Raw genomic sequence first — 367 nt, 5'->3', positions numbered from 1 at the left:
TGACACTTTCGTCGGCCCGTCTTGCGTACTATTCATCTAGTGCGCTGGTCAGGCATAGAGGTCAACGCGGCCATCCAGAGTGGTGGTCACGGTGCGCTCGGTATCGGTCTCGATATCAGCCTCTTGAACTCCGTTGCCGTGCTGTGTGCCTGCGTCCGAGTTCTGCTGTGCAAACGCTTGTTGCTGAGTGCTTTGCTCGCCAACGGAGGTGTCGGTCAGCATGATTCCCTGCTCTGCCAATATGTCACGTAGCTGCGGGATAGCATGTTCGATGACTTGCCGGACTTGCGCATGAGCCGATAGGAAATGTGCCTGCGCGCCATCTTCCGTCATCTTCAATGAGATGGAGAGCGGACAGATCGGAAGA

Annotated in this window: 1 protein-coding gene; it reads right to left on the bottom strand. The window is 56.1% G+C overall.

Annotated elements, in window-relative coordinates; translation table 11 throughout:
• Nucleotides 1-48: 48 nt before the first annotated feature.
• On the bottom strand, nucleotides 49-367 hold a 319-nt coding region (locus tag RMT89_RS41615; RefSeq protein ID WP_315888952.1), incomplete at its 5' end, for a flagellar hook-length control protein FliK.

The sequence above is a fragment of the Streptomyces sp. P17 genome (assembly GCF_032436805.1).
Taxonomy (GTDB): domain Bacteria; phylum Actinomycetota; class Actinomycetes; order Streptomycetales; family Streptomycetaceae; genus Streptomyces.
This window is presented reverse-complemented; position numbering and strand designations above follow the sequence as displayed.